23 protein-coding genes and 2 tRNA genes are annotated in these 24,755 nt (G+C 58.2%); 22 read left to right on the top strand and 3 right to left on the bottom strand.

Translation table 11 applies throughout. The annotated features are described in order from the left end of the window. Positions 1 to 44: 44 nt before the first annotated feature. Genes NTD84_RS22110 through NTD84_RS22100 form a run of 3 tightly spaced genes read left to right on the top strand, consistent with a single transcriptional unit; the run spans position 45 to position 2,197 of the window. Positions 45 to 1,448 carry a sodium-dependent transporter gene (locus NTD84_RS22110; RefSeq protein ID WP_262169936.1) on the top strand — a complete coding sequence of 468 codons (1,404 nt, stop codon included), beginning with the start codon at positions 45 to 47 and terminating at the stop codon, positions 1,446 to 1,448. Between the two features lie 7 nt (positions 1,449 to 1,455). Beyond that, on the top strand, positions 1,456 to 1,890 hold the full coding sequence (locus NTD84_RS22105) for a type II toxin-antitoxin system RatA family toxin (RefSeq protein ID WP_150633550.1): 435 nt from the start codon (positions 1,456 to 1,458) through the stop codon (positions 1,888 to 1,890). Then, positions 1,883 to 2,197: an RnfH family protein gene (locus NTD84_RS22100; RefSeq protein WP_262169931.1), complete on the top strand. Its 315-nt coding sequence runs from the start codon at positions 1,883 to 1,885 to the stop codon at positions 2,195 to 2,197. The genes NTD84_RS22105 and NTD84_RS22100 overlap by 8 nt, the downstream gene beginning before the upstream one ends. 60 nt (positions 2,198 to 2,257) lie before the next feature. On the opposite strand, the gene NTD84_RS22095 is transcribed toward NTD84_RS22100, so the two are convergent. Next, positions 2,258 to 2,785: an outer membrane protein assembly factor BamE gene (locus NTD84_RS22095; protein WP_017336459.1), complete on the bottom strand. Its 528-nt coding sequence runs from the start codon at positions 2,783 to 2,785 to the stop codon at positions 2,258 to 2,260. 97 nt (positions 2,786 to 2,882) lie between these two features. Between NTD84_RS22095 and fur the strand changes: the two genes are divergently transcribed. Then, positions 2,883 to 3,287, top strand: coding sequence for a ferric iron uptake transcriptional regulator (gene fur, locus NTD84_RS22090; protein WP_003197684.1), 405 nt, complete (start codon positions 2,883 to 2,885; stop codon positions 3,285 to 3,287). Between the two features lie 76 nt (positions 3,288 to 3,363). Here fur and recN read toward each other — a convergent pair whose 3' ends face one another. Beyond that, the gene (gene recN / locus NTD84_RS22085; protein ID WP_262169929.1) at positions 3,364 to 5,037 is read right to left on the bottom strand and encodes a DNA repair protein RecN; all 1,674 of its coding nucleotides are present in this window, start codon (positions 5,035 to 5,037) and stop codon (positions 3,364 to 3,366) included. A 240-nt stretch (positions 5,038 to 5,277) separates the two neighbouring features. Between recN and grpE the strand changes: the two genes are divergently transcribed. The 8 genes from grpE (at position 5,278) to NTD84_RS22045 (ending at position 15,742) form a co-directional block, all read left to right on the top strand. Next, a complete protein-coding gene (grpE, locus tag NTD84_RS22080) occupies positions 5,278 to 5,844 on the top strand; it encodes a nucleotide exchange factor GrpE (protein ID WP_262169927.1) in 567 nt (188 codons plus the stop codon). Positions 5,845 to 5,946: 102 nt separating this feature from the next. After that, positions 5,947 to 7,863, top strand: coding sequence for a molecular chaperone DnaK (gene dnaK, locus NTD84_RS22075; RefSeq protein ID WP_262169925.1), 1,917 nt, complete (start codon positions 5,947 to 5,949; stop codon positions 7,861 to 7,863). A gap of 295 nt (positions 7,864 to 8,158) precedes the next feature. Further along, positions 8,159 to 9,283 (top strand): molecular chaperone DnaJ, encoded by a 1,125-nt coding sequence (dnaJ, locus tag NTD84_RS22070; RefSeq protein ID WP_084321840.1) that lies wholly within the window; start codon positions 8,159 to 8,161, stop codon positions 9,281 to 9,283. A gap of 9 nt (positions 9,284 to 9,292) precedes the next feature. After that, positions 9,293 to 10,099: a 4-hydroxy-tetrahydrodipicolinate reductase gene (dapB, locus tag NTD84_RS22065; protein WP_262169920.1), complete on the top strand. Its 807-nt coding sequence runs from the start codon at positions 9,293 to 9,295 to the stop codon at positions 10,097 to 10,099. Between the two features lie 259 nt (positions 10,100 to 10,358). Then, entirely contained in the window at positions 10,359 to 11,495 is a 1,137-nt protein-coding gene (gene carA, locus NTD84_RS22060; protein ID WP_262169918.1) for a glutamine-hydrolyzing carbamoyl-phosphate synthase small subunit, read from the top strand. 119 nt (positions 11,496 to 11,614) lie between these two features. Continuing rightward, on the top strand, positions 11,615 to 14,836 hold the full coding sequence (gene carB, locus NTD84_RS22055; protein WP_262169917.1) for a carbamoyl-phosphate synthase large subunit: 3,222 nt from the start codon (positions 11,615 to 11,617) through the stop codon (positions 14,834 to 14,836). Continuing rightward, on the top strand, positions 14,833 to 15,309 hold the full coding sequence (greA, locus tag NTD84_RS22050; RefSeq protein WP_150633542.1) for a transcription elongation factor GreA: 477 nt from the start codon (positions 14,833 to 14,835) through the stop codon (positions 15,307 to 15,309). The genes carB and greA overlap by 4 nt, the downstream gene beginning before the upstream one ends. A 28-nt stretch (positions 15,310 to 15,337) precedes the next feature. Continuing rightward, positions 15,338 to 15,742 carry an MFS transporter gene (locus NTD84_RS22045; protein WP_262170061.1) on the top strand — a complete coding sequence of 135 codons (405 nt, stop codon included), beginning with the start codon at positions 15,338 to 15,340 and terminating at the stop codon, positions 15,740 to 15,742. Between the two features lie 9 nt (positions 15,743 to 15,751). Here the strand turns inward: NTD84_RS22045 and NTD84_RS22040 are convergent, their stop codons facing one another. Next, positions 15,752 to 16,060 (bottom strand): YhbY family RNA-binding protein, encoded by a 309-nt coding sequence (locus tag NTD84_RS22040; RefSeq protein ID WP_007942889.1) that lies wholly within the window; start codon positions 16,058 to 16,060, stop codon positions 15,752 to 15,754. Between the two features lie 101 nt (positions 16,061 to 16,161). Between NTD84_RS22040 and rlmE the strand changes: the two genes are divergently transcribed. The 10 genes from rlmE (at position 16,162) to nusA (ending at position 24,735) form a co-directional block, all read left to right on the top strand. Further along, positions 16,162 to 16,791, top strand: a complete 630-nt coding sequence (gene rlmE, locus NTD84_RS22035) for a 23S rRNA (uridine(2552)-2'-O)-methyltransferase RlmE (protein WP_262169914.1) — start codon at positions 16,162 to 16,164, stop codon at positions 16,789 to 16,791. 202 nt (positions 16,792 to 16,993) lie between these two features. Beyond that, positions 16,994 to 18,904, top strand: a complete 1,911-nt coding sequence (ftsH, locus tag NTD84_RS22030) for an ATP-dependent zinc metalloprotease FtsH (RefSeq protein WP_262169912.1) — start codon at positions 16,994 to 16,996, stop codon at positions 18,902 to 18,904. Positions 18,905 to 18,912: 8 nt separating this feature from the next. Beyond that, complete coding sequence (folP, locus tag NTD84_RS22025) at positions 18,913 to 19,764, top strand: dihydropteroate synthase (RefSeq protein ID WP_262169910.1); 852 nt, start codon at positions 18,913 to 18,915, stop codon at positions 19,762 to 19,764. A gap of 16 nt (positions 19,765 to 19,780) precedes the next feature. Next, a complete protein-coding gene (glmM, locus tag NTD84_RS22020; RefSeq protein ID WP_262169908.1) occupies positions 19,781 to 21,118 on the top strand; it encodes a phosphoglucosamine mutase in 1,338 nt (445 codons plus the stop codon). Positions 21,119 to 21,184: 66 nt separating this feature from the next. After that, the gene (gene tpiA / locus NTD84_RS22015) at positions 21,185 to 21,940 is read left to right on the top strand and encodes a triose-phosphate isomerase (protein ID WP_262169906.1); all 756 of its coding nucleotides are present in this window, start codon (positions 21,185 to 21,187) and stop codon (positions 21,938 to 21,940) included. Positions 21,941 to 21,944: 4 nt separating this feature from the next. Further along, positions 21,945 to 22,328 (top strand): preprotein translocase subunit SecG, encoded by a 384-nt coding sequence (secG, locus tag NTD84_RS22010; protein WP_017336473.1) that lies wholly within the window; start codon positions 21,945 to 21,947, stop codon positions 22,326 to 22,328. A 22-nt stretch (positions 22,329 to 22,350) separates the two neighbouring features. Beyond that, positions 22,351 to 22,436 (top strand) — tRNA-Leu (locus NTD84_RS22005). 96 nt (positions 22,437 to 22,532) lie between these two features. Next, positions 22,533 to 22,609, top strand: a tRNA-Met gene (locus NTD84_RS22000). A gap of 138 nt (positions 22,610 to 22,747) precedes the next feature. Continuing rightward, on the top strand, positions 22,748 to 23,206 hold the full coding sequence (gene rimP / locus NTD84_RS21995; RefSeq protein WP_010463487.1) for a ribosome maturation factor RimP: 459 nt from the start codon (positions 22,748 to 22,750) through the stop codon (positions 23,204 to 23,206). Between the two features lie 47 nt (positions 23,207 to 23,253). Next, positions 23,254 to 24,735, top strand: coding sequence for a transcription termination factor NusA (nusA, locus tag NTD84_RS21990; RefSeq protein ID WP_007900474.1), 1,482 nt, complete (start codon positions 23,254 to 23,256; stop codon positions 24,733 to 24,735). Positions 24,736 to 24,755: the final 20 nt, after the last annotated feature.

Genomic DNA, 24,755 nt, shown 5'->3' with positions numbered 1-24,755 from the left:
CCGGACAATGCGCGCTCTTTTTTCAATGCTTGGACGTGATAACGATGTCGACAGACAAGGTTTCTGTCCACGGCAGTTGGGCGAGCCGCTGGGTCTTCATACTCGCGGCGACCGGTTCGGCCGTGGGCCTGGGCAGCATCTGGAAATTCCCCTATATGGTCGGGGTTTTTGGCGGCGGGGCGTTTGTGCTGATGTTCCTGGCCTGCATAGCGCTGATCGGTGTGCCGGTCATGCTGGCTGAAACCCTGATCGGCCGCCGTGCCCGGCAAAGCCCGGCAAACGCCCTGAAGGTGTTGGCGCTGGAGGCGGGGCATTCGGGCAAGTGGTCCTGGGGCGCCTTCGCCGGAATGATAACGGCGTTGTTGATCCTGTCTTTCTACAGTGTCGTTGGCGGCTGGTCGCTGGATTACATCATCGACATGGGCCGTGGCGATTTTCAGGGCGTAACCCCTGACCAGGTCGGTGCGTACTTCGGCAAAGTGATCGCCGATCCGTGGCGCCTGACACTTTGGCACACGATTTTCATGCTGCTGTCCGCCATCGTGATTGCCAAAGGTGTCGTCGCCGGGCTTGAGCGCAGCTTGCGCATCATGATGCCGTTGCTCTTTGTCATGATTCTGGTGCTGCTGGGCTACAGCATGACCACCGGCCATTTCATGAAGGGCGTGCATTTCATGTTCGACTTCCAGCCGGAAAAAGTGCTGGACGGTTTACTGCCGGCGATGGGGCACGCGTTCTTCTCTTTGAGCGTGGGCGTAGGCTCGATCATGATCTACGGTGCGTACATGCCGAAGGATTCCTCGATTTCCGGGACTGTCGTCGGCGTCGCGTTGCTTGATACCTTTGTTTCGCTGGTGGCCGGCCTGGCATTGTTCCCGATTGTGTTCGCCGCCGGGCTGAACCCGAGTGAAGGCCCTGGCCTGATGTTCGTCAGTCTGCCATTTGCCTTTGGTAACGTAGCGTTCGGTCAGTTGATGGGCGTCGTGTTCTTCGTGCTGGTAGCCATTGCAGCGTGGAGTTCAGCGATTTCATTGCTGGAGCCGATGGTGGCCTACCTGGTTGAACGGACAAAAGTCAGTCGCGCCTGGGTGACGTTCTGGCTAGCCTTCACTTGCTGGTTCGTCGGTCTGGGCACGGTGTTTTCCTTCAATATCTGGCGGGACGCCAAATTTTTCGTGAACGAAGGCGGGATGTTTCATCTCTATCAGTGGGGTGCCGCCGGCGGCCTGAACTTCTTTGGCCTGATCGATTTTTTCACCTCACGGATCATGTTGCCCCTCGGTGGTTTATGTTTCGTGGTGTTTGCGGGCTGGGTGATGGGGCGTGAAGCGGTGCGCGACGAGTTGTCGATCCGCAACCCCATGTTGTTCACGCTGTCCCTGTTTTTGATGCGCTATGTGGCGCCCATCGGCATTCTCGTAGTGTTTGCCGCCCAGCTGTGGAAGTGACGCTTACATGACGACACATATTCAACGTTCGGCTCTGCTGCCGTATCCGGCGCAAGCGCTGTATGACCTGGTCAATGACGTTGCACGCTACCCGGAGTTTCTGCCGTGGTGCTCGTCGGCCGAAGTCCTGGAAAGTTCGCCCGAGCACATGCGCGCGAGCGTCGGTGTGGCCAAGGGGGGGCTCAGCCAGCATTTCGTGACGCGCAATACCCTGGTTCCGGGGCAATCGATCGAGATGAACCTCGAGGAAGGGCCATTCACTCAGTTGCATGGCATCTGGGTATTCAAGGCGCTGACCGATAAAGCCTGCAAGATCAGCCTGGACCTTTCATTCGATTACGCCGGTCCGATTGTCCGCGCGACCTTGGGGCCGTTGTTCAATCAGGCCGCCAATACCCTGGTCGATGCGTTCTGCCAGCGCGCTAAACAGATGCATGGTTGAGGTCGTGATCGATATTGAGGTGGTGTATGCCGCGGTCGATCGCCAAGTGCTTCGTCGTGTATCGATACCGGCGGGCACAGCAGTGCGTGCGGCTTTGCTGGCTTCGGGGATAGGCGAAGAATTTCCGGAGCTGGATCTGGCCGAGTGCCCCGTCGGGATATTTGGCAAGGTGATCACCGATCCGGACGTCCGCCAGGTTCAGGTGGGGGATCGTATCGAGATCTATCGGCCGCTTCTTGCTGACCCCAAAGAGGTCCGCCGGCTTCGCGCTGCCAAAGCTGCCGAGGCGAAAGCCCGGAATCAGTGATTCGCTGAACGTCAGGCAATAAAAAACCCGGAAATTCCGGGTTTTTTATTGCGTCGCAAATTATTGCGGCGAGGTGTCCAGGGGTTCTGGCGTCGGGACCGGAACGGTTTCTACCCCGTCCACGTCCTTCTGGATCTGATCCAGCAACGAACCTGGCTTGACCGGTTTCTCCGGTTTCGGCTTCTCGGCGTTCTCGGCAGGAGCGGTCACGTTGGTGCCGCTGTCCTTGCCAAGAATGGCTTCGTCCCGGCTCACGCCTGGCATGAAGTCACCGGAAAGGCTGACAAGCTGGTCATTTGGGTTGAAGATAACGCTAATGCGTTCCTGTTGGCGTTCACCGCCACCGGGTTGCAGGCTATACAGGTAATCCCAGCGATCGGCATGGAACGTGTCGGTCAGCAGAGGGTTACCCATGATAAACCGTACTTGCCGACGGGTCATTCCCGGGCGTAACTGGTCTATCATGTCCTGCGTGACGACATTGCCCTGCTGGATGTCGATTTTGTAAACCCCGGGGAATGAACAACCGGCGAGTGCGAGCAGTCCCACAAAGGTGAAACTGGTTAGCAAGAGCTTGGTGTTTTGCATCGGTGGGCGACTTCCACTATCTTGGCTGGGACAACGTAAACGCCGATCATACCCGCATTAAGAGAAGCTGCGAAGCAGCATCGCGAGAAAGCTGACCATGGTTGAAAATAGCGAACTACGCAAAGCCGGCCTCAAAGTGACCCTTCCACGGGTCAAGATTCTGCAAATGCTCGATTCCGCCGAGCAACGCCACATGAGTGCCGAGGATGTTTACAAGGCGCTGATGGAGGCTGGTGAGGACGTCGGTCTGGCCACGGTTTACCGTGTTCTGACTCAGTTCGAGGCAGCTGGCCTTGTGGTGCGGCACAACTTCGACGGAGGCCATGCGGTCTTCGAGCTGGACGACGGCAAGCATCACGACCATATGGTCAACGTCGAGACCAGTGAAGTGATTGAATTCTTCGACGAAGAAATCGAGCGTCTGCAGAAAGCCATCGTCGACAAGTACGGCTTCGAAATGGTTGATCACAACCTCGTGCTGTACGTACGCAAGAAAAAGTAAGCCTGTCGCGCGAACTGACAGGTTCGCGAAACGAGCGAAGGCGACCCCAGGGTCGCCTTCGTGCTTTCTGCGATGCCTAGATTTTTGCGGTGACCACCATTTTTTTCGCATGAGCCAAGGATTCCTTGGTCAGGTCGATGCCGCCCAGCATTCGCGCGACTTCTTCGACACGATCGTTCTTGCTCAGCTTGGAGACGGCCGTGTGGGTCGCGTCCTCACCACGCACTTTGTGCACAAATAGATGCTGATGCCCTTGCGCTGCCACTTGCGGCAAGTGAGTCACCGTCAACACTTGTCCGCGTTCGCCGAGGCGGCGCAGCAACTGGCCGACAATCTCGGCGGTCGGACCGCCAATGCCCACGTCCACTTCGTCGAACACCAAGGTCGGCACGCGTGACGTCTGCGCGGTGATCACCTGAATCGCAAGGCTGATCCGCGACAGCTCGCCGCCCGAGGCGACTTTTGCCAAGGCTTTCAGTGGCTGGCCGGGGTTGGCGCTGACCAACAACTCGACCTGTTCCAGCCCGTTGGGCAGCAGTTCATCACTGCTGTTTGGACGCAATTCGATGGTGAAGCGACCGCCCGGCATGCCCAGGCGCTGGATTTCCTGTTCCACGGCGCTGGCCAGGCTGCTTGAGGCTTGATGGCGCAGGTCGCTAAGCTCTCGAGCCTTCTCCTGATAATGACGAGCATAAGATGCCAGCTCATCGCTCAGGCGTTCGATCGATTCGTCGTTGGCATTCAGGGTTTCAATTTCATCCAGCAGCCGTTGCTGCATCTCGGCCACTTCGGTGGGCTGGATGCGGTGCTTGCGCGCCATGGTGTAGATCGCATCGAGGCGTTCTTCGAGGTATTGCAGGCGCGCGGGGTCGGCGTCGAAGTTATCAAGGAAGCGGTTCAGCTCGCCCACGGCTTCTTCAACCTGAATCTGCGCACTGGTCAGCAGGCTGCTGGCTTCGCCCAATGCGCCAATCGAATTGTTCACGCTCGACAGCCGATTGAGGCTGGCGGTCAGGGCGTTCAGGACATTGCCGGAATCACTTTCGCTGCATTGCTCGACTACTTGTCGGCAGATGCCCAACAACGTTTCAGCGTTGGTCAGGTTCTTGTGTTCCTGTTCCAGCTGCTCCAGTTCGTTTTCGCCGAGGCCGAGATTTTCCAGTTCTTCGAGCTGATAACTGAGCAGTTGATGACGGGCGCGCTGCTCGTCGCCGGAGTTGGACAGGCGCTCCAGCTCCTGGCGGGTCTGGCGCCAGCGCTGGGCGGCGAGCTGAACCTGGCGGGCAAGGTCAGTGGCGCCGGCATATTCGTCGAGCAGGCGGCGGTGAGTGTCAGTCTTGAGCAAAGACTGGTGTTCGTGCTGGCTATGGATATCGATCAGCAATTCACCCAGCGACTTGAGGTCACCGAGCGGGCAGGGCGTGCCGTTGATATAGCCGCGCGAACGACCTTCGGCGGTAATGACCCGGCGCAGGATGCACGGCCCGTCATTTTCGAGGTCGCGCTCGGCCAGCCAGGCGCTGGCTTCGGGAATGTCGACCAGGTCGAAGGTGGCCAGGATATCGGCCTTGTCGGCGCCTGGGCGGACCACGCCACTGTCGGCGCGATCACCGAGGGTGAGGCCGAGGGCATCGAGCATGATCGACTTGCCGGCGCCGGTTTCCCCCGTGATCACACTCATACCGCGATCAAGTTCGAGATCGAGATGTTCGACGATGGCGTAGTTGTGTACGGACAGGTGCACCAGCATAAAGGCCGCTCCCAGGCTTTAGGTCTGGTTATTTATACAGTGTTTTATTTGTGGCTGACAATGCCCCTGCTTAGCTCGATTGGATTGATCCGACGAAATCGTTAGCGCATCAGGGAATGACAATGCAGCTGTTTTTTGTAGGGTTAATCATACGGGGCCCTTGAAGCTGATTTTTGCGGCCCCATATACCGGGACAGAAGCGTGAGTTGAGCTCGCGGACGAAATTGAAAGGAGAAATCTATGGCTGACGAACAGACAGTGGATACGCAAAACCTCGACGCCGATCAGGCTGCCCAGGATTCGGGTGATGAACTGGCGACTCGCGTGCAAGTGCTCGAAGAGCAATTGGCTGGCGCCCATGATCAGGCCTTGCGTGTGGCAGCTGATCTGCAGAACGTCCGCCGTCGCGCCGAGCAGGATGTAGAAAAAGCGCACAAATTCGCCTTGGAAAAATTCGCTGGCGATTTGCTGCCGATCATCGACAGCCTGGAGCGTGGCCTGGAGTTGTCCAATCCGGACGATGAAAGCATCCGCCCTATGCGCGAAGGCATCGAGCTGACCCTGAAAATGTTCCAGGACACCCTGAAGCGGTATCAGCTGGAAGTGATCGATCCGCATGGCGAACCGTTCAACGCCGTTCAGCATCAGGCAATGGCCATGCAGGAAAGCGCCGACGTCGAGCCGAACAGCGTGCTCAAGGTGTTCCAGAAGGGCTATCAGCTCAACGGTCGCCTGCTGCGCCCGGCGATGGTCGTGGTCAGCAAGGCCCCTGCGCCAGTTTCGCCTTCTATTGATGAGCAGGCTTGAAATTAGCCGCAAGGCCCCCATTTAGAAGTCAAGCGTTTAAGTGCTACCGCAGTTAGCCACCACTGCTGCGGCAACCAAATCCAAAGTTTCGGGAGAGTGAACATGGGCAAAATTATCGGTATCGACCTGGGGACTACCAACTCCTGCGTCTCCGTGCTTGAAAACGGCGTAGCCAAAGTTATTGAAAACGCTGAAGGCGCGCGTACTACGCCGTCGATCATCGCTTACGCCAACGACGGCGAAATCCTTGTTGGTCAGTCGGCCAAGCGTCAGGCTGTGACCAATCCGCATAACACCCTGTACGCGGTGAAGCGTCTGATCGGTCGTAAGTTTGACGAAGAAGTCGTACAGAAAGACATCAAGATGGTCCCTTACAAAATTGCCAAGGCTGACAACGGCGATGCGTGGGTAGAAGTGAACGGCCAGAAAATGTCGCCGCCACAGATCTCGGCTGAAATTCTGAAGAAAATGAAGAAGACCGCCGAAGACTACCTCGGCGAGCCAGTGACCGAAGCGGTAATCACCGTTCCGGCCTACTTCAACGACAGCCAGCGTCAGGCGACCAAAGACGCCGGCCGCATTGCGGGCCTGGACGTAAAACGTATCATCAACGAACCAACCGCAGCCGCTCTGGCTTACGGTATGGACAAGGCGAAGGGCGATCACACCGTGATCGTTTACGACCTGGGCGGCGGTACTTTCGACGTTTCCGTGATCGAAATCGCTGAAGTCGATGGCGAGCACCAATTCGAAGTGTTGGCCACCAACGGTGACACGTTCCTGGGCGGTGAAGACTTTGACATTCGTCTGATCGACTACCTCGTCGACGAATTCAAGAAAGAAAGCGGCATGAACCTTAAAGGTGACCCGCTGGCCATGCAGCGCCTGAAAGAAGCCGCTGAAAAAGCCAAGATCGAACTGTCTTCGAGCAATTCGACCGACGTGAACCTGCCGTACATCACTGCAGACGCTACCGGTCCTAAGCACTTGAACGTGAAAATCTCCCGCGCCAAGCTTGAAGCGCTGGTAGAAGACCTGGTTCAACGCACCATCGAACCTTGCCGCATCGCTCTGAAGGATTCCGGCATCGACGTTGGCGCCATCAACGACGTGATCCTGGTTGGCGGTCAGACCCGTATGCCACTGGTTCAGAAACTGGTGACCGAGTTCTTTGGCAAAGAAGCACGTAAAGACGTGAACCCAGACGAAGCTGTTGCCATGGGTGCTGCCATCCAGGGCGCCGTATTGGCCGGTGACGTGAAAGACGTTCTGCTGCTGGACGTCAGCCCGCTGACCCTGGGTATCGAAACCATGGGTGGCGTGATGACCGCGCTGATCGAGAAGAACACCACGATTCCTACCAAGAAATCGCAAGTATTCTCGACGGCCGACGACAACCAGGGCGCCGTGACCATTCACGTGCTGCAAGGCGAGCGTAAGCAAGCGGCGCAGAACAAGTCCCTGGGCAAGTTCGACCTGGCCGAGATTCCACCAGCACCACGCGGCGTGCCGCAAATCGAAGTGACCTTCGACATCGACGCCAACGGCATTCTGCACGTAGGCGCCAAAGACAAGGCCACCGGCAAGACCCAGTCGATCGTGATCAAGGCCAACTCCGGTCTGTCCGAGGAAGAGATTCAGCAGATGATTCGCGATGCTGAAACCAACGCCGACGCCGATCGCCAGTTCGAAGAGCTGGCCGCTGCCCGCAACCAGGGCGATGCACTGGTTCACTCCACGCGCAAAATGGTGGCAGACGCTGGCGATAAAGTGACCGCTGAAGAGAAGACAGCGATCGAAGCTGCAGTGGTTGCCCTCGAAGCCGCCGTTAAAGGCGACGACAAGGCTGCCATCGAAGCCAAGGTTGAAGAGCTGTCGAAAGTCTCCGCTCCAGTGGCGCAGAAGATGTACGCCGAGCAGGCTCAGCCCGCTGAAGGTGCTGCACCGCAAGGCGAATCGGCTGAGAAGGCTGACGACGTCGTCGACGCCGAGTTCGAAGAAGTCAAAGACCACAAGTAAGTTAGTGGTCGCCCGGTTGACTGCCTTGAGGCGGTGACTGGTAGGATGTCGCCGCGCGGGAGCCTGCTCCCGCGTTGGCGTGTCTGGAGTACAGGAATTTTTACAGCATGCGACAGCGCTCGGATGCTGGCGGTATGGCCGGGAATGCTCCTGCTTTTCGAGCCGCAAGTACCAATGAATCAAAGACCAGGATCGTTGAATTGACGTGAGTTGGGTCCGGGCCTGTATTGGGGCTCAACGAGTTTGGCGAGGCTCAGGAGAGGTTTGCCGGACGTCCTTAAGAGTGCAAAGACTTATGGCAAAGCGTGACTATTACGAAGTATTGGGTGTTGAGCGCGGCTCAAGTGAAGCGGATCTGAAAAAGGCCTACCGTCGCCTGGCGATGAAGCACCACCCGGACCGTAATCCCGATGACAAAGCGTCGGAGGAGATGTTCAAGGAGGCCAATGAGGCCTACGAAGTGCTGTCCGATTCCAGCAAGCGAGCGGCGTACGACCAGTACGGCCATGCCGGCGTCGACCCGAGCATGGGTGGCGGCGGTGCCGGATTTGGCGGTCAGAACTTCTCCGACATCTTCGGTGATGTCTTCAGTGATTTCTTCGGCGGCGGCCGCGGCGGTGCTCGTGGCGGCGCCCAGCGCGGCAGCGACCTGCGCTATACCCTTGAGCTGAACCTGGAAGAAGCGGTGCGCGGCACGACCGTGAATATTCGCGTTCCGACACTGGTCAACTGCAAGCCGTGCGACGGCTCGGGTGCCAAGAAAGGCTCCTCGCCAGTCACCTGCCCAACGTGTGGCGGTATTGGTCAGGTCCGTATGCAGCAAGGTTTCTTCTCGGTGCAGCAGACCTGCCCGCGTTGCCATGGCCAGGGCAAGATCATTTCCGACCCGTGCACCTCCTGTAACGGTGACGGTCGCGTCGAAGAATACAAAACCCTTTCCGTGAAAGTGCCGGCCGGTGTCGATACCGGTGACCGCATTCGCCTCTCCGGCGAAGGCGAGGCGGGGGCTCAGGGTGGTCCGACGGGCGACCTCTACGTGGTGATCAATGTGCGCGAGCACGCGATCTTCCAGCGGGATGGCAAGCACCTGTTCTGCGAAGTGCCGATCAGCTTTGTCGACGCGGCGCTGGGTGGCGAGCTGGAGATTCCGACCCTTGATGGTCGGGTCAAACTGAAAATCCCTGAAGGGACTCAGACCGGCAAGCAGTTCCGTGTTCGTGGCAAAGGCGTTGCGCCGGTGCGTGGCGGCGGTGCGGGTGATTTGATGTGTCGTGTGGCAGTCGAAACCCCAGTCAACCTGGGTCGTCGTCAGCGCGAGTTGCTGGAAGAGTTCCGCAGCTCGCTGGCGGACGACAACAGCCATTCACCGAAAACCACCGGTTGGTTCGAAGGCGTGAAGCGCTTCTTCGGCGATCTGTAAGGAGTGGGCATGCGACGTATAGCTGTGATGGGTGCCGCTGGCCGCATGGGCAAGATCCTCGTCGAGGCGGTCCAGCAACGCGCGCCGCAGACCGGTCTGACAGCCGCTATCGTGCGTCCCGGCAGCACGCTGATTGGCGTGGATGCCGGTGAGCTGGCCTCGTTGGGTCGTATTGGCGTGCCGCTGTCCGGTCATGTCGAAGCGGTCGCCGAAGAGTTCGATGTATTGATCGACTTCACCCTGCCGGAAGTCATGCTGAAAAACCTGGCGTTCTGCCGTAAGGCGGGCAAGGCCATGGTAATCGGCACGACGGGGCTGGACGCTGCGCAGAAGCAATTGCTGGCCGAGGCGGGCAAGGATATTCCGATCGTGTTCGCGGCCAACTTCAGTGTCGGGGTGAACCTGTCGCTGAAGCTGCTCGACATGGCTGCGCGCGTGCTGGGCGATGAGGCGGACATCGAAATCATCGAGGCTCATCATCGGCACAAGATCGACGCGCCTTCAGGCACGGCCCTGCGTATGGGTGAAGTGATTGCCAGTGCTTTGGATCGTGATCTGCAGAAGGTCGCGGTGTACGGTCGTGAAGGTCACACCGGCGCCCGTGAGCGGGAAACGATCGGTTTTGCCACTGTTCGCGGTGGCGATGTGGTCGGTGATCACACGGTTCTGTTTGCCTGTGAGGGCGAGCGCCTGGAAATTACGCATAAGGCCTCCAGTCGCATGACTTTCGCCAAGGGTGCGGTGCGTGCAGCGTTGTGGCTGGACGGTCGCGAGCCTGGTCTTTACGACATGCAAGACGTGCTCGACCTGCGTTAAGATGCGCCCGAAATCGGGGTCCAGCTTGGCGCTGGAGCCCGATTTCATTACGCCAAGCGACGTCCTGTCGCATTCCCCGGCCTTTAAGGCTCATTGGCGGTAGACCAAAAAAGCCTTTTTCTGTAAGCTACAGCTTTAGTGTGTCCACTAAAAGCGCGCAGAATAATTCAGTGAAGAAGCGGGGTGACGTGTCCATACGTCACTCCGCTTTTTTACAACCTGCGATCGCCCTTTCAGGCTTTATTTACGGGAGGTCTTCTTGACTAAGCCAGCCATACTCGCCCTTGCTGATGGCAGCATTTTTCGCGGCGAAGCCATTGGAGCCGACGGTCAAACCGTTGGTGAGGTGGTGTTTAACACCGCAATGACCGGCTATCAGGAAATTCTTACCGATCCTTCCTACGCCCAACAGATCGTTACCCTGACTTATCCGCACATCGGCAACACCGGCACCACGCCGGAAGACGCCGAGTCCGACCGCGTATGGTCTGCTGGCCTGGTCATTCGCGACCTGCCGCTGGTTGCGAGCAACTGGCGTAACACGATGTCCCTGTCCGATTACCTGAAGGCCAACAACGTTGTAGCCATCGCCGGTATCGACACCCGCCGCCTGACGCGCATCCTGCGTGAAAAAGGCGCCCAGAACGGCTGCATCATGGCCGGTGACAACATCTCCGAAGAAGCCGCCATCGCCGCTGCCCAGGGGTTTCCTGGCCTCAAGGGCATGGACCTGGCGAAAGTGGTCAGCACCAAAGAACAGTATGAGTGGCGTTCGACGGTCTGGGATCTGAAGACGGACAGCCACGCGACCATCGACGCTTCCGAGCTGCCGTACCATGTGGTTGCCTACGATTACGGCGTCAAGCTGAACATTCTGCGCATGCTGGTCGAGCGCGGTTGCCGCGTGACCGTGGTGCCGGCCCAGACGCCTGCTGCTGAAGTCCTGGCCATGAAGCCAGACGGCGTGTTCCTGTCCAACGGCCCGGGCGACCCGGAGCCTTGCGACTACGCGATCCAGGCGATCAAGGACGTGCTGGAAACCGAGATCCCGGTGTTCGGTATCTGCCTCGGTCACCAACTGCTAGCCCTGGCCTCTGGCGCCAAGACCCTGAAAATGGGCCACGGCCACCACGGTGCCAACCACCCGGTCCAGGACTTGGACAGCGGTGTCGTGATGATCACCAGCCAGAACCACGGTTTTGCGGTAGACGAAGCGACCTTGCCGGCCAACGTTCGCGCGATTCACAAATCGCTGTTCGACGGCACCCTGCAAGGGATCGAGCGTACCGACAAGAGCGCCTTCAGCTTCCAGGGTCACCCGGAAGCCAGCCCTGGCCCGAACGACGTAGCGCCATTGTTCGATCGCTTCATCAACGAGATGGCCAAGCGACGCTGATCGCTCGCCTTTGATGCAGCAAAGCTTGAGGGCGGTCCCGACACCGGTGGCCCCCTCAAGGCTTCACAGATTGAACAAGACGGCTTGCCGACTGACCTGCGGATTTGAGTGACAAACCCATGCCAAAACGTACAGACATTAAAAGCATCCTGATTCTCGGCGCTGGCCCGATCGTTATCGGCCAGGCCTGCGAATTCGACTACTCCGGCGCCCAGGCCTGCAAAGCCCTGCGCGAGGAGGGTTACCGCGTCATCCTGGTGAACTCCAACCCGGCGACCATCATGACCGACCCGGACATGGCCGACGCCACGTATATCGAGCCGATCAAGTGGCAGACCGTTGCCAAGATCATCGAAAAAGAGCGTCCGGACGCGTTGCTGCCGACCATGGGCGGCCAGACCGCGCTGAACTGCGCCCTGGACCTGGAGCGCGAAGGCGTTCTGGAGAAGTTCGGCGTAGAGATGATCGGTGCCAACGCGGACACCATCGACAAGGCTGAAGACCGTTCGCGCTTCGACAAGGCGATGAAGTCCATCGGTCTGGATTGCCCGCGCTCGGGTATCGCCCACAGCATGGAAGAGGCCAACGCGGTTCTTGAGCGCCTCGGCTTCCCGTGCATCATCCGTCCGTCCTTCACCATGGGTGGCACCGGTGGCGGTATCGCATACAACCGTGAAGAGTTCGAAGAAATCTGCGCCCGCGGTCTCGACTTGTCGCCGACCAAAGAGCTGCTGATCGACGAATCGCTGATCGGCTGGAAAGAATACGAGATGGAGGTGGTCCGCGATAAGAAGGACAACTGCATCATCGTCTGCTCCATCGAAAACTTTGACCCGATGGGCGTGCACACCGGTGACTCGATCACTGTTGCGCCAGCGCAGACCCTGACGGACAAGGAATACCAGATCATGCGTAACGCCTCGTTGGCGGTACTGCGTGAGATCGGCGTGGAAACCGGCGGCTCCAACGTTCAGTTCGGCATCTGCCCGGACACTGGCCGTATGGTCGTGATCGAGATGAACCCGCGTGTGTCCCGCTCTTCGGCACTGGCCTCGAAAGCCACTGGTTTCCCGATTGCGCGTATCGCTGCCAAGCTGGCGATCGGCTACACCCTCGACGAACTGTCGAATGAAATCACTGGCGGCGCTACGCCTGCGTCCTTCGAGCCGTCTATCGACTACGTCGTGACCAAGCTGCCACGCTTCGCCTTCGAAAAATTCCCGAAAGCCGACGCGCGCCTGACCACGCAAATGAAGTCGGTCGGTGAAGTCATGGCCATCGGCCGGACCTTCCAGGAATCCCTGCAGAAAGCCCTGCGCGGTCTGGAAGTGGGCGTTTGCGGCCTGGACGAGAAGCTCGACCTGAGCAACCCGGAAAGCATGAGCATCCTCAAGCGCGAACTGACCGTACCGGGCGCCGAGCGTATCTGGTATGTGGCTGATGCGTTCCGCGCCGGCCTGTCAGTCGAAGACATCTTCGGCATGAACATGATCGACCCGTGGTTCCTGGTGCAGATCGAAGACCTGATCAAGGAAGAAGAGAAGGTCAAGACCCTGGGTCTGGCCAGCATCGACCGCGACCTGATGTTCCGTCTCAAGCGCAAAGGCTTCTCCGACATGCGCCTGGCCAAGCTGCTGGGCGTTACCGAGAAGGCGCTGCGTCGCCACCGTCACAAGCTGGAGATCTTCCCGGTCTACAAGCGCGTTGACACCTGCGCAGCCGAGTTCGCCACCGACACCGCCTACATGTACTCGACTTACGAGGAAGAGTGCGAGGCCGCGCCGACGGGCCGTGACAAGATCATGATCCTCGGCGGCGGTCCAAACCGTATCGGCCAGGGCATCGAGTTCGACTACTGCTGCGTGCACGCGGCACTGGCCCTGCGCGATGACGGTTACGAGACCATCATGGTCAACTGCAACCCGGAAACCGTTTCCACCGACTACGACACCTCTGATCGCCTGTACTTCGAACCAGTGACCCTCGAAGACGTGCTGGAAATCGTCCGCGTCGAGAAGCCGAAAGGCGTGATCGTCCAGTACGGCGGCCAGACCCCGTTGAAACTGGCTCGCGCCCTTGAAGAAGCGGGCGTGCCGATCATCGGTACCAGCCCGGACGCCATCGACCGTGCCGAAGACCGTGAGCGCTTCCAGCAGATGGTTGAGCGTCTGAACCTGCGTCAGCCGCCAAACGCCACCGTGCGCAGTGAAGACGAAGCGATTCGTGCTGCGGCGAAGATCGGTTACCCGCTGGTGGTGCGTCCGTCCTACGTACTGGGCGGTCGTGCGATGGAAATCGTTTACGAAGAAGAAGAACTCAAGCGCTACCTGCGCGATGCGGTGAAAGTGTCGAACGACAGCCCGGTGCTGCTCGATCACTTCCTCAACTGCGCCATCGAAATGGACGTGGATGCGGTCTGCGACGGCACTGATGTGGTGATCGGCGCGATCATGCAGCACATCGAACAGGCGGGCGTTCACTCCGGTGACTCCGCGTGCTCCCTGCCGCCGTACTCGCTGCCGGCGCACATCCAGGACGAGATGCGCGAACAGGTCAAGAAAATGGCCCTGGAACTGGGCGTGGTCGGCCTGATGAACGTTCAGTTGGCGCTGCAAGGCGAAGACATCTACGTCATCGAAGTCAACCCGCGCGCGTCCCGTACCGTGCCGTTCGTCTCGAAGTGCATCGGTGTTTCCCTGGCCATGATCGCGGCTCGCGTGATGGCAGGTAAAACCCTGAAAGAAATCGGCTTCACCAAAGAAATCATCCCGAACTTCTACAGTGTGAAAGAAGCGGTCTTCCCGTTCGCCAAATTCCCTGGCGTTGACCCGATCCTGGGCCCAGAGATGAAGTCCACCGGTGAGGTCATGGGTGTCGGCGATACCTTTGGCGAAGCATTCGCCAAGGCTCAAATGGGCGCCAGCGAAGTGCTGCCGACCGGCGGTACTGCGTTCATCAGCGTGCGTGATGACGACAAGCCACTGGTTGCAGGCGTGGCCCGTGATCTGATCAACTTGGGCTTCGAAGTGGTTGCCACTGCCGGTACTGCCAAGCTGATCGAAGCCGCAGGCCTGAAAGTGCGCCGTGTGAACAAGGTGACCGAAGGCCGTCCGCACGTGGTCGACATGATCAAGAACGATGAGGTGACCTTGATCATCAACACCACCGAGGGGCGTCAGTCGATCGCCGATTCGTACTCCATTCGTCGTAATGCCTTGCAGCACAAGATTTACTGCACCACCACCATTGCTGCTGGCGAAGCCATCTGTGAAGCGCTGAAGTTCGGTCCCGAGAAGACCGTGCGTCGCTTGCAGGATCTACACGCAGGATTGAAGGCATGATCAAGTACCCAATGACCGTCCAGGGTGCGAAAGCCCTGGAAGAAGAACACGCTCACCTGACCAAGGTCGTCCGTCCGAAGCTCAGCCAGGACATCGGCACGGCCCGCGAGTTGGGTGACCTGAAGGAAAACGCCGAATACCACGCTGCTCGTGAGCAGCAGGGTATGGTCGAGGCGCGGATTCGTGACATTGAAGGCCGAATTCAGAATCAGGTGATCATCGACGTCACGACCATTCCTCACACTGGCAAAGTGATCTTCGGCACCACCGTTGAAATCGCTAACGTCGAGACGGATGAGCGCGTCACTTACCACATCGTGGGTGAGGATGAGGCTGACTTCAAACTCGGCAAGATTTCGGTCGGTTCTCCATTGGCCCGCGCCTTGATTGCCAAGGAAGAGGGCGATGTGGTCGCCGTGAAAACGCCGGGTGGCGTTATCGAGTACGAGATTGTCGAAGTTCGCCACATCTGAGAGAAGGCGCCCGCTGCGTGCGGGCGCCATGCTTTGGCAACTGACCCAGATGTTGTGGGTGGGTGGCCTGTGGCTGCTGCACATCGGTCTGCTGCCGGTGCTAGGCCAAATTGGTCTGGCGCCGCTGCTGATCGACGAAATCGCAGGCATGCTGAACGCGCTGGTAGTGGCGTTCGCCGCAGCGTGTGTGATCTTTCAGGCTTTGGTGCTGGTTCAGGCCGAGGGCCTTTCCAGTCTATGGCGCGATATTCGCGGGCAACTGCTGCTGATGGCGTTGTATGGGTGCGCGATGTTTTTTGCAGTCCGCTTTGCTTGGCCGGACGCCGTGCGTTGGCAGGTTTTCAGCTATCTGATTCTGGGTTTTTCCGGGCTGGTGCTGGTGCTGCAACCGGTGCCTGGATGGAGCGGCAGGGTGCGCGAAGCGCACCCTTGACCCTTGCCATCACTTGAAACGATGGACGTTCGACAGCTGCTTGTTGACGCTGAAGTTCTTGCGGTAAATCAGTGCCATCTTGCCGATGACCTGTACCAGATCCGCCTTGCCGACCTTGCACAGCTCTGCAATGGACGCCAGGCGTGATTCGCGATCGAGGATGTTGAGCTTGATTTTGATCAGCTCGTGATCCGCCAGCGCGCGTTCAAGTTCGGCTAACACACCTTCAGTCAAGCCGTTGTCTGCCACGATCAAAACCGGTTTCAGATGGTGGCCAATGGATTTGTACTGTTTCTTCTGCTCTTGAGTGAGCGGCATAATCTGACCCTTACGTCTGGATTCTGTAAAATGGCGGCCATTTTACCCGAGGGTTCGTTGATCCGCCCAATTAATCACGACCCTAATCATCGAGGTGCCCAGTGGCGCGTTCCAAGACAAGCCTTGGTTGGCTGAAAAGACATGTCAACGATCCCTACGTGAAGCAGGCGCAGAAGGATGGCTACCGCTCGCGTGCAAGTTACAAACTCCTGGAAATCCAGGAGAAATACAAACTGATCCGTCCGGGGATGAGTGTGGTCGACCTGGGTGCCGCGCCGGGTGGCTGGTCGCAGGTCACCAGCCGGCTGATCGGTGGTCAGGGGCGTCTGATTGCCTCGGATATCCTGGAAATGGACAGCATTCCGGACGTGACTTTCATCCAGGGTGACTTCACCGAGAACGAAGTGCTCGCGCGGATCCTTGAGGCCGTGGGTAATTCGCAGGTGGACCTTGTGATTTCCGATATGGCCCCCAATATGAGTGGTACGCCCGAAGTGGATATGCCCAAAGCCATGTTTCTTTGCGAACTGGCGCTTGATTTGGCGACTCGGATACTCAAGCCCGGTGGCAATTTTGTAATCAAGATTTTTCAGGGCGAAGGGTTCGACGTCTACCTGAAGGACGCTCGCAAGAAATTCGACAAGATCCAGATGATCAAGCCGGATTCTTCCCGTGGCACTTCTCGCGAGCAGTACATGCTGGCCTGGGGCTATCGCGGCGGAGACGAGTAAAACGAGGTTTTTCGTCGGGGCGATAGGTTTTTCGTATTTCGCCCCGAGAGCATTAGCGAATATTGTGTAGAAAGTGTTTCACAAAGGGTTACAGACGGCGCCTGCCAGAGCCGTAGGTAATGTAGTAAGTTAGGCCGGTGAATATCATGCGAAGCGCGCGCCATTAGCGGAGCTTGCTTCAGAGGGTAGTTAATTGAACGATATGGCAAAGAATCTGATCCTGTGGTTGATCATCGCGGCTGTCCTGGTGACAGTGATGAACAACTTCTCCAGCCCTAACGAGCCGCAGACCCTCAACTATTCCGACTTCATCCAGCAGGTCAAGGATGGCAAGGTCGAGCGCGTAGCGGTTGACGGCTACGTGATCACCGGTAAACGCAACGACGGCGACAGCTTCAAGACCATTCGTCCGGCAATCCAGGACAACGGTCTGATTGGCGACCTCGTGGACAACCATGTGGTGGTCGAAGGCAAGCAGCCTGAACAGCAAAGCATCTGGACCCAACTCCTGGTCGCGAGCTTCCCGATCCTGGTGATCATCGCCGTATTCATGTTTTTCATGCGGCAGATGCAGGGCGGCGCCGGAGGCAAGGGTGGGCCGATGAGTTTCGGCAAGAGCAAGGCGCGCCTGCTGTCCGAAGATCAGGTGAAAACCACCCTGGCTGACGTCGCCGGTTGCGATGAAGCCAAGGAGGAAGTCGGCGAACTGGTCGAGTTCCTGCGCGATCCGGGCAAGTTCCAGCGCCTGGGCGGTCGCATTCCTCGCGGCGTGCTGATGGTTGGTCCTCCGGGTACCGGTAAAACCTTGCTGGCCAAGGCGATTGCCGGCGAAGCCAAGGTGCCGTTCTTTACCATCTCCGGCTCCGATTTCGTTGAAATGTTCGTCGGTGTCGGTGCCAGCCGTGTTCGCGACATGTTTGAACAGGCCAAGAAGCACGCACCGTGCATCATCTTCATCGATGAAATCGACGCCGTCGGTCGCCATCGTGGCGCTGGCATGGGTGGCGGTCACGATGAGCGTGAGCAGACTCTCAACCAGTTGCTGGTGGAGATGGATGGCTTCGAGATGAACGACGGCATCATTGTTATCGCCGCAACCAACCGTCCGGACGTCCTGGACCCGGCGCTGTTGCGTCCGGGCCGCTTCGACCGTCAGGTTGTGGTTGGGCTGCCGGATATCCGCGGTCGTGAGCAAATTCTTAAAGTACACATGCGCAAAGTGCCAATGGGCGATGACGTTGCTCCTGCAGTCATCGCACGCGGTACACCGGGCTTCTCCGGCGCCGATCTGGCCAACCTGGTGAACGAAGCGTCGTTGTTCGCTGCCCGTACCGGCAAGCGCATTGTCGAGATGAAAGAGTTCGAGCTGGCCAAAGACAAGATCATGATGGGCGCTGAGCGCAAATCCATGGTCATGTCCGAGAAAGAGAAGCAGAACACCGCTTATCACGAAGCAGGCCATGCCATCGTCGGTCGCGTCGTGCCTGAGCATGATCCGGTCTACAAGGTGTCGATCATCCCCCGTGGTCGTGCGCTGGGTGTGACCATGTTCCTGCCGGAAGAAGATCGCTACAGCCTGTCCAAGCGCGCGTTGATCAGTCAGATCTGCTCGCTGTACGGCGGCCGTATCGCCGAAGAAATGACCTTGGGCTTTGACGGTGTGACCACCGGCGCGTCCAACGACATCATGCGTGCCAGTCAGATTGCACGGAACATGGTGACCAAGTGGGGTCTTTCGGAAAAACTCGGTCCGTTGATGTATGCCGAAGAAGAGGGTGAAGTGTTCCTTGGTCGCGGCGGTGGTGGTCAGAGTGCGAGCTTCTCCGGTGAGACAGCCAAGCTGATCGACTCCGAAGTGCGCAGTATCATTGATCAGTGCTACGGCACGGCCAAGCAGATCCTCACGGATAACCGCGACAAGCTCGATGCCATGGCCGATGCCCTGATGAAGTACGAAACGATCGATGCCGATCAAATCGACGACATCATGGCGGGTCGTACACCCCGCGAGCCTCGTGATTGGTCGGGCGGCACCGGTACGTCCGGTACACCACCGGTAGTGCAGGATCCGCGTCCGGAAACACCGATCGGCGGTCCAGCTGCTGACGTCTAAGGTTTGAAATGACTTCTGTTCTGTCCTCGACCCGGTTGCCTTTCGGCAACCGGGTTCTTGATTTGGCCCGGACGCATGTCATGGGCATTCTCAATGTCACTCCCGATTCCTTCTCTGATGGCGGCCAATACAGCCAGCTCGATGCGGCCTTGCGCCACGCCGAAGCCATGGTGTTGGCTGGCGCAACCCTGATTGATGTGGGGGGCGAGTCGACCCGGCCTGGCGCCAGGGCGGTTTCGCCGCTGGAGGAATTGGAGCGCGTCGCGCCGATCGTCGAGCGCATCAATCGAGAGCTGGACGTGATTATCTCGGTCGATACCTCCACGCCGGCGGTCATGCGTGAAACTGCGCGGCTTGGGGCGGGCCTGATCAATGATGTCCGTGCTTTGCGTCGTGAGGGAGCCCTGGATGCTGCCGCGGACACAGGTCTGCCGGTTTGTCTGATGCATATGCTCGGCGAGCCGGGCGACATGCAGGACAATCCGCACTATCAGGATGTGACCCAGGAGGTGGCGGACTTTCTTGCCGAGCGTATAGCGCAGTGTGCGGCTGCGGGTATTCCGGCCGAGCGGATCATTCTGGATCCGGGGTTCGGCTTCGCGAAAAACTTGCAGCACAATCTAAGCTTGTTCAAACATATGGAAGCCCTGCATGTCTTCGGGCGGCCGCTGCTGGTCGGGGTTTCGCGCAAGAGCATGATTGGTCAGGCCTTGAATCGCCCGGTCGGAGAGCGACTTTTTGGTGGCCTGGCGCTCGCGGCGCTGGCTTCGTCCAAGGGGGCGCGTATATTGCGCGTCCATGATGTGGCCGAAACCGTCGATGTGGTGCGAATGATCGCTGCAGTGGAATCAGCCGAATAAGAATGATGGAGCACTTATGACTAAGAAATACTTTGGCACCGACGGCATTCGTGGTCGGGTCGGCGAATATCCGATTACCCCTGAATTCATGCTCAAGCTCGGTTGGGCGGCGGGCATGGCGTTCCGCAAGATGGGCGCCTGCAAGGTGTTGGTGGGTAAGGACACGCGGATCTCCGGGTACATGTTTGAATCAGCGCTCGAGGCTGGACTGACTTCGGCCGGTGCCGACGTGATGCTCCTGGGGCCGATGCCGACGCCTGCCATTGCTTACCTGACACGTACGTTCCATGCCGAGGCAGGCATTGTGATCAGCGCTTCGCACAATCCGCACGACGACAATGGCATCAAGTTTTTCTCCGGCAAGGGCACAAAGCTGCCGGATGAAGTCGAGCACATGATCGAAGAGTTGCTCGACACACCGATGACCGTGGTTGAGTCGAGCAAGATCGGCAAGGTGTCGCGAATCAACGATGCCTCGGGCCGGTACATCGAATTCTGCAAGAGCAGCGTGCCTACCGGCACCAGCTTCTCCGGCCTGAAGATCGTGATCGATTGCGCTCATGGCGCGACGTATAAGGTAGCGCCAAGCGTATTTCGTGAGTTGGGTGCCGACGTCGTTGTGCTTTCCGCACAACCGAACGGCCTGAACATTAATGAAAATTGCGGTTCGACTCATATGGGGGCCATACAGGCGGCCGTGCTGGCTGAGCATGCTGACCTGGGTATTGCATTCGACGGCGATGGCGACCGGGTTCTCATGGTCGATCACACCGGCGCCGTCGTTGATGGTGACGAACTGCTGTTCATCATTGCTCGCGACCTGCATGAGCGACATCAGTTGAAGGGCGGTGTAGTCGGGACATTGATGAGTAACCTGGGGCTGGAGCTGGCCCTCGCTGATCTGTCGATTCCGTTTGTGCGGGCCAACGTCGGCGACCGGTATGTCATCGCGGATCTGCTGGAACGTAACTGGTTGGTCGGTGGTGAAAACTCGGGCCATATCGTTTGCTTCAATCACACCACCACCGGCGATGCGATCATCGCTGCGTTGCAGGTGCTGATGGCGCTGAAAACTCGCTCGCAAAGCCTGGGTCAGGCTCGGCAGGCGTTGCGCAAGTGCCCTCAGGTACTGATCAACGTGCGTTTCGGGGGCGGTGCCAGTCCGCTCGATCATCCGTCGGTCAAGGAGGCCAGCGAGCGTGTTACCCAAGCCATGGCGGGGCGTGGCCGGGTGTTGTTGCGCAAGTCCGGTACCGAGCCGTTGGTGCGTGTCATGGTCGAAGGCGAAGACGAAACACAGGTCCGTGGCTATGCCGAAGAGCTGGCAAAACTGGTTACTGAAGTTTCTGCCTGAATTCGGCTTGCCAGCCATGATTGTGTTGGGTAACATCTGCGCCCACTTTGACCGACGAGGTACAGCATGCGTCGCCCTATGGTAGCTGGTAACTGGAAGATGCACGGTACCCGCGCAAGCGTCGCTGAGCTGATCAACGGCCTGAGTCATTTGGTCTTGCCGAGCGGTGTAGATGTCGCGGTATTCCCGCCTTGCCTGCATATCAATCAAGTGATTGATGGCTTGCAAGGCCAGTCGATTTCGGTCGGCGCGCAGAACTCTGCGGTGGAATCCCTGCAAGGCGCATTGACCGGTGAAATCGCGCCGAGCCAGTTGGTGGATGCAGGTTGTTCCCTGGTACTTGTCGGGCATTCCGAGCGCCGCCAGATAATGGGTGAGCGGGACGAGATGCTGATTCGCAAGTTCGCGGCGGCACAGGCATGTGGCTTGATTCCGGTGTTGTGTGTGGGGGAGACCCTCGAGCAACGTGAAGCCGGTAAGACTCTTGAGGTTGTCGGGCGTCAGCTGGGCAGCATCATTGAGGAGCTGGGTGTCGGTGCCTTTGCAAAGGCAATTATTGCTTACGAGCCGGTCTGGGCCATTGGCACCGGGCTGACTGCTTCGCCGCAACAGGCGCAGGATGTGCACGCAGCCATTCGCGCCCAGTTGGCGGCAGAGAATTCTGAAGTCGCACAAGGCGTGCGGCTTCTATACGGCGGCAGCGTGAAGGCGGCCAATGCGGTCGAACTGTTCGGCATGCCGGATATCGATGGGGGGCTCATTGGTGGAGCTTCCCTGAATGCAGATGAGTTCGGTGCGATTTGTCGCGCCGCGGGAAACTGAAAAAATGCTGGAAACAGTCGTAGTCGTTTTTCATCTGCTGGGTGCATTGGGCGTAGTTGCTCTGGTATTGCTGCAGCAGGGTAAAGGTGCGGATGCTGGCGCGTCTTTCGGAGCAGGTGCTTCAAATACTGTGTTCGGAAGCCAAGGTTCCTCTACCTTTCTTAGTAAGTTTACTGCTATACTTGCCGCCGGTTTCTTCATAACCAGCTTGGGGTTAGGTTACTTTGCTAAAGAGAAAGCTCATCAGCTGACTCAAGTAGGTTTGCCAAACCCAGCGGTGTTGGAAGTTCCAAAGCAACAACCGGCTTCTGATGATGTACCGGTGCTTCAAGAGCAAAAGTCGGCTACTCCAGCGACTGACGTGCCTCCAGCTCAAGAGCAAAAGTAAGAAGGGTTTCAAACGCAGTATTGCCGAGGTGGTGGAATTGGTAGACACGCAACCTTGAGGTGGTTGTGCCCATAGGGTGTAGGGGTTCGAGTCCCCTTCTCGGTACCAATTATCAGGAGAGCCCGCTGTTGCGGGCTTTCTTGTAGGTGGAAGGTTACATTGACCCTGTCAGGGATCGGTCGTATACTTCCGCCCCAGCTTTGTCGCGGGGTGGAGCAGTCTGGTAGCTCGTCGGGCTCATAACCCGAAGGTCGTCGGTTCAAATCCGGCCCCCGCAACCAGTTTAAGGAGCCCCTTTTAAGGGGCTTTTTGTTAGCTGGACACTTTCTACGCCGCTGTTCGACGGCGTTTCAAGGATGGGCGTTTCGCCCATTTTTTTATTTTGCATAGCATGCACATACATGCACGAGGGGGTTCAGGTGTCGAGCAAGCTAGAAGAGTTGCAGGCCTTGTTGGCCCCGGTGGTCGTGGCCCTAGGCTATGAATGCTGGGGTATTGAGTTCTCGGCTCAAGGTCGCCACTCAATGTTGCGCGTTTATATTGATAAAGAAGGCGGCGTGCTGGTGGACGATTGTGCCATTGTCAGCCGTCAAATCAGCGGTGTCCTGGACGTTGAAGATCCAATCGCCGTTGAGTACACCCTTGAAGTTTCCTCGCCTGGCATGGAACGCCCACTGTTCACTATTGAGCAGTTTGCAAAATTTGCCGGTGAACAAGTGAAGATCAAGCTGCGCTCGCCTTTCGAAGGGCGACGCAACTTTCAGGGCCTTCTGCGCGGTGTAGAAGAGCAGGACGTCGTGGTGCAGGTAGAAGACCATGAGTTCCTGTTGCCGATCGATATGATCGACAAGGCCAACATTATTCCCAGTTTTGACTGAGACGCGGATCCCGCGGATCCAATGGCTTGCGAAAGGCGAGGCGTACGATGAGCAAAGAAGTACTGCTGGTTGTTGAGTCGGTATCCAATGAAAAGGGCGTACCGGCAAACGTAATTTTTGAAGCGCTGGAGCTGGCTCTGGCCACCGCTACCAAGAAGCGGTTTGAGGACGAAGTCGATCTGCGTGTGGAAATCAATCGCCACACCGGTGCTTATGAGACATTCCGTCGCTGGACGGTCGTCGAAGAAGCAGACCTGGACGATCCGGCCATCGAAACCTGGCCGAGCAAGGTTGCCGAAACGCACCCTGGCGCCAAGGTTGGCGATGTAGTCGAAGAAAAGATCGAGTCCATCGAGTTCGGTCGTATCGCGGCACAGACTGCCAAGCAAGTCATTGTGCAGAAAGTTCGCGAAGCCGAGCGCGCTCAAGTCGTTGACGCCTATCGCGAGCGCCTGGGTGAAATCATCTCCGGCACCGTGAAAAAAGTGACCCGCGACAACGTGATCGTCGATCTGGGTAACAACGCCGAGGCGTTGCTGGCCCGTGAAGACATCATCTCTCGCGAAACCTTCCGGGTTGGCGTGCGTCTGCGTGCGCTGCTCAAGGAAATCCGCACCGAGAACCGCGGCCCGCAGTTGATCCTGTCGCGCACCGCACCGGAAATGCTGATCGAGCTGTTCCGCATCGAAGTGCCGGAAATTGCTGAAGGCCTGATCGAAGTCATGGCTGCGTCCCGTGATCCGGGTTCGCGCGCCAAGATCGCGGTCCGTTCCAAGGACAAACGCATCGACCCGCAGGGCGCTTGCATCGGTATGCGCGGCTCGCGCGTCCAGGCAGTGTCGGGTGAGTTGGGCGGTGAGCGTGTGGACATCGTCCTGTGGGATGACAACCCTGCTCAGTTCGTGATCAATGCAATGTCGCCGGCTGAAGTGGCGGCAATTATCGTTGACGAAGATGCCCATGCAATGGACATCGCCGTTGGCGCAGACAATCTGGCTCAGGCCATCGGTCGTGGTGGTCAGAACGTGCGTCTGGCTAGCCAATTGACTGGCTGGACCCTGAACGTGATGACCGAATCGGACATCCAGGCTAAGCAGCAAGCAGAAACTGGCGACATCCTGCGCAACTTCATCGACGAGCTGGAAGTCGACGAAGACCTGGCACAGGTGCTGGTAGATGAAGGCTTCACCAGCCTGGAAGAGATTGCCTACGTACCGTTGGAAGAAATGCTCAACATCGACGGCTTTGACGAAGAAACCGTCAACGAGCTTCGCGCTCGTGCCAAGGATCGTTTGTTGACCAAAGCCATCGCTACTGAGGAAAAGCTGGCAGACGCCCATCCGGCCGAAGACCTGCTCTCGCTTGAGGGTATGGACAAGGATTTGGCGATGGAACTGGCGGTGCGCGGCGTAATTACCCGCGAAGACCTGGCCGAGCAGTCTATTGACGACCTGCTCGACATCGACGGCATTGACGATGATCGTGCCGGCAAGTTGATCATGGCCGCCCGAGCCCACTGGTTCGAGTAATTAGGCGCGGCCTGAGGAGA

The organism is Pseudomonas sp. 14P_8.1_Bac3 (assembly GCF_025466085.1).
GTDB lineage: Bacteria > Pseudomonadota > Gammaproteobacteria > Pseudomonadales > Pseudomonadaceae > Aquipseudomonas.
This window is presented reverse-complemented; position numbering and strand designations above follow the sequence as displayed.